The organism is Elusimicrobiota bacterium (genome assembly GCA_026388075.1).
GTDB lineage: Bacteria > Elusimicrobiota > Endomicrobiia > Endomicrobiales > JAPLKN01 > JAPLKN01.
The window spans coordinates 1-5,487 of record JAPLKN010000158.1; the positions used below are offsets into that span (position 1 = coordinate 1).

Consider the following 5,487-nt stretch of genomic DNA (forward strand, 5'->3'; position numbering starts at 1 on the left):
ATGATGAATAAATTCTTACTATTTTTTAATATATGTTGACACAAATATGTATTTCTGTATATAATTATATTAAGATAGGAATTTTTAAAATGGGAGGAAGTGAATTATGAAAGTTGAAGACGATAATAAAAAAGCGTCAGAAGAAGATAAACAGAAAATAGAAAAATCGTTGAAAAATATTGAAAAGAAAAAAGCTATTCTTGAAAAGGCGGTAGCTTTCAGGACGAAGTATGAAACTATGTTAAAGTATCTGCCTTTAGAGCTAAAGGAAAAACTGGAGTATTACGGTATTACTCTTTCAATATTTCCGTTAATTGAAGGTTTGTCAGTTCCGGATTTTAGCAAAGGCGAATTTGGAAATTATTTGGAAAGGCAAAATCAAATTAGAATGGACCTTTTTGCTTTGGATAATCCTGAATTTGCTGAATTAATAATCAGCCATGAAGTTAGTCACAGAGAATTCATTGATGAACATCCTTTAATTCATAAATATATGCGTCGGTTTGAAGAATTAATGGTTTCCCGCAGAGATAAGAAATTAAACAGTATGAAAGCGGAGATTGTTAGGCTTTTAAATGAAGCAGATCCTATAATAAGTTTAGAAATTGCCAGAACATTTGTTGAAGCTCTTAATGTCGCTGATTCTGCTATTTCAAGTTCCAACCCTTCCCAAGCTACTCAGCAGGTAGTGAGTAATCTATATGACATTGTAATTCCTCAATATGGCAATCCCAATATTGGCATAGCTATTCAAGAATTAAGAATAGTTCTCGTAAATGTATGTGCCCGTCCCAATCAGGAAATAAACCGAATAAATTTGATGAAGGCTCTCGTTCAGCTTCGCGACGTTATTAATAACAAAGATGATAAAAAAGATATTGATCCTAAAATATTAGAAAGCGTCAAAATTAAGGGAAAGAATTTGTTTGATATTGTTTGCCGTTTGAAACATACGCCAGTAACCGTTTTTATGATGAATGAAAGTGAAACAAACCTGGCTAATTTACATAAAAAAGCAGACGAATTAATGGAAGGTTTTTACGAGAAATTATCTATAAAGGATGAACAATCTAAAGATCCGGAGACGGGAAAGAATACTTTTGCCTCAAGTTTTAAATGTGGATTTTATCAGAGGATAGATATGCCTCGCACATTAAAAGAGGCTTTAAATAATTATAAATTAGCCGAAGGAAAAAACTTTGTACCGATAGTAATAAAGTTTGTCAAACCCATAAACGATCAAGACGACGGCATAAGGATTATTATTAATAAAAAAGAAAGATTTGAGTCAAAAAAGATAGTAGAAGCATTTGGCGGGAAAAATATTTTATATTTTGGAATTGTCTTAATAGGTATTACTTTCTCAATTATTGCGTTTTACTCTCTTTTAGTCGCATACCCATTGGTTGTTGGAGTAATTATTGTAGCAAGCCTAATAATAGGGCTTGGGCTGCAGTTTAGAAAACGGATAAAACAAAAAGGGGAAAAAGTAAAAGATAAGCCGGAAGAAGAAATTCCTTATATTCCAGTTATTTCTGTGAATCTAAAAAATGCAATTAACCCTGTTAATGCGGTGGCAAACGGCATAATTTGTTCAGCTATTAGAAGCGAATATCCGGATCTTCAGGGTAGGTTGTTTGTTATGGTATCCGAGCCACTGGGTGCTCTCAGATCTAATAGGGAAAATCCGCAGGGAATTTCAGATATTGCTAAAAAGTTAATGCTGAAGAAAAAGGCGGGGATGATGCCGATAGCCATAAGTCTCGGAGCAACTGCGGAGCCTATTTTTAGTGAACCGATAGATGTTCCCGGTTATGAAAAGCTAGAGATTAATGTTGGTATAGAAAAATGTGAAGATGATGATGATAGCTCCAACGATTTTTTATTTTTAAAACTAAGCTGTAACGATCCTGATGTTCCAAACGAAATAGTGCTGGGAAGAGGCGCCCTAGCAGTTTTAAATCGCATCAAAGGCGATCCAGTCTTATTAAGAAAATTTTCGCGCTATTTTGGCAAGGAAATAAATGAGAAAATAATAAAATCCGCAATTGTTGAGGTAGATGGCCCTTCAGCTGCCTTCGTAATTCCTGATACAATTAGAGATCAATATACTTCCAATCCTCTTTTTGACGAAATGTTGTTCATATATAATATAGGAAAAGCAAAAAGCGATTCCGGTCTTTTTGCTGGTAAAATCAATGAAAAAAAATATCTTTTAGATATTTTAAGTCTAGACAGAGGAATAGATCTTAATAAACTAGGCATAATAGCTTCAGATATATCTTTTGGAAATAAGACCATATATAATAACCAATTCGAGAATATAATTAAGGTTAAACCAGACTTCAATAATAAATTTGAGGAAGAGCTTAAATGGTATGAAACTGACATTTATATCCCTGGGCTGGATAGTAAAAAGAAAATCTATATTTCTTCTGATAACAAAATTCGTGTGGTTGACCCGCACTCCTTAAGGCAATCCGGTTCAATAGATTTCGGGTCAGGGAAAAATCTTGATTTGCCTGTTTATGTCAAAAACGGAACAGTAATTATAAGGGGTTTTAATGATGAAGTTAGTATAAACGGATATTCGGGCGATCCTTCTCTAATCAATTGGGCGGATATTATTGAAAGATTAGGGATAAAAGGCATAGATTTAAATAGCCTATTAATTTCTGATGAGGAAAGACGTAATAATAAAATAAATAAATCAAAAATTATTATGCGGGAAACTTATGTGGCAATGAAAATTCATGCGGAATTGGTAAATTATAAAGAATTTCAAAAAATACTAAAAGAGTATGACCCAATGTATGAAACTGAACTAGAAAGATTTTTCTATAATCTAATAAACTATAAGAGCTTTGAAGAATTCATGGAAGACTTTAATAACAAAAAAAATAAGGAATATGAAATAGCAAAACAAATTGTGTCTGGAAAAGTAGAATTTGAGACTAAAACAGAACAGTTTATTTCGGAAAAGGTTCTGAGTGAATTATCAGCATGTGGAATGAATCTTGGATTGTATACGGATAGATTTAACGAAAATAAAGGCCGTGATATTGAACTAGCTAAGAAAATATTTGAAAGAGTTATTAATAAAAATAAACTAAAGAATTATCTGGACCAATTCTTAAAATTTATGAGAGAAATCGGTTATCCTGGGGAATATGGCCAGGCGACATGGCTAGATGAATATGTTTACCTAAAAACATATCCGTCCGAGCCTAAAGGATTTTTATATTCTCAGAAAAACTATAGTTTATCTTGCATGCTTCAGTGGTTATTTGCTCTCCAAATGAAAGAATCAATTAAGAATATTCATTCACTTGGAGGCAAGCTTCTTTTTGAAATGCGCATTTCAAACGAATATTCTATTAAAGCCATGAAATATATATTAAGTATGGGATTTGACGGCGTAAAGCTAATAATAGAAAAAGATAAAAGCACAACAATTGATGAATTCAAAAAAATGCTTAATAGTGATAATTTGGGAAGGCTAAGTTATACTATAAAGATGGTAAATCCTTCAGCAATAGTTTATATAAGTACTTCTCCAGAATATTTGGATGAACTGAAAAGAAATATTAGACAATATCCGGATTTTATTTTATCCAGAAAGATTAGTGAAATAAAAGAAACTGAAATTTTAGAAGAAAGTATGCTGCTTGAAATAAATGCAAGCTTTGCAGATCTGGATTTGTGGGAAAAGATAATCAAAAGGCTAAAATATTCAAATTTGAAAGAATGTGATATCGCGATAGCAGCAGGTACAGCAGCGGGAGATCCCGAATTTGAGATTAATGATCCCAATTATCGATTACCGCCTGACATAAATAACAGGCCTATGATCGCTGAAAATTTATTTGATAAAATCACTCCATTAATAGGACTACGTCCAAAATCTCCCGAGTTACTGGCAAAAATGGGATATAAAACTGGTTTAAATTACGAAAAAATTCCTTCAACCCCGGATAAAGAGTGGGGGGAATTTTTTGATCAGAAAAGGGTATCTGAAAGAGAAATAGAGCTTTTTAATAAAAACCAGGTTGTTAAGTCAGGCATTTTGGGCCTTATGGCAGCCTATTTTGATTTTTGCAGCAATAACGGGGTAAGTAAAATATTCGAAAAGAATGTCGATGACCAAAGATATATTTTTAATTTAGTTTACGAGACATTAAAAAGTTCAGAAATATTGAATAAGAAAAATTGGCCTTCTGGTTGGCTAAAGATTGAAACTTTTGAGAAAATGGCTTTAAGAAAAACTGCTTCTACTGAAGAAAAAATCGGTTATGTCATAGAAATGTTTGGCTTTTTGCGTGGAATTATTGAAAAAATAATTGAAAATCATTATATGGAAGAAATAGAAAAAATGAATCTTGCTAATGAGTCCGATAGAAGGACATTGATTAATTTTCTAACGCTGAGAAGTATCTTTAAGATAGAAGAAAATATGGAATATGAAATTCCCGATCTTGTTAGCAATGCTGAACAAAATAAGGAACTATTGAAAATATTGTCTGCTAAAACGCCGCGGGATTTAGGCAATAAATACAGCGAACTCTTGCAGACGAAATATCAAACGATACATCAAATGTATTCATTTTCAATAATTCTTTTTGTAAAAGCTTTATTGAATATAAGAGAACTAAAGAAAAAATATCCGAAAGAAATAAAACTTACGAAGGATATAGATAATTTGTTAATGGATAACAGGCTGATGGAAATACTAAATCCTATATTTGGAGTTATTGCACAAACCGGGACAATACCTGAATTGACTTCAACTGAAGATGAAATGCCAAATGTACTAGGTTGGGCTGTAAACGAGCTGATAGTTATGTTTGATAAGTTTGCTGAAAGGAAGATCACTCTGCCGAAGGATTTCAAACCTGATATAAGTATCAATGCTGTAAAAAATCTGCTTGGCGCAGCCTAATCCATAATTCGGGGACACAATACTTAATTCCAGTTTGTTGCTTTTAAAAGAGCAGTTTAAGTTTTCAAGAATTAAGTTTTGTGTCCCTATGTTTTCGGGTCACCCTGAACTTGTTTCAGGGTCTATTTTATAAAAGACTAGATCCTGAACCCCCGCATGGTTTCTTTGAAACCAAGTCAGCGGGGCAAGTAAATTCAGGATGACTTTACGGGTCAGATTGCCACGCTCCTTTCAGTCGCTCGCAATGACACCTGAAAACTAAAATCACATTGAAATTCCAACAAGAATTCTGCCTAATCCTGCCTTAAAAAATCTCATTCTTTACCAAAAACCAATACAAAATCAATCCATTTTTGCTTAAGTTAACTATGTCCCAAAAGCCAGGGCATTGGTTAATGTGAACAATTCAAAAAAGCCTTGACGATTCAAGGTTTTTACACTATTAATATATTGGAGGGAATATGGGTACAAAGTCCGTGTTACCTACCATTATAAATAGGTTTTTTTTATATCCGCTCAATAAATCCTTTTTAGCGGTTGGCATACTA

1 protein-coding gene is annotated in these 5,487 nt (G+C 33.0%); it reads left to right on the plus strand.

The features are described 5' to 3' along the window. Positions 1-106 precede the first annotated feature (106 nt). Positions 107-4,939, plus strand: a complete 4,833-nt coding sequence (locus NT145_08835) for a hypothetical protein (GenBank protein MCX5782781.1) — start codon at positions 107-109, stop codon at positions 4,937-4,939. Positions 4,940-5,487: the final 548 nt, after the last annotated feature.

Coding starts and splice junctions, on each gene's coding strand:
- NT145_08835 (MCX5782781.1), top strand. CDS start 107: ATGAAAGTTGAAGACGATAATAAAAAAGCGTCAGAAGAAGATAAACAG.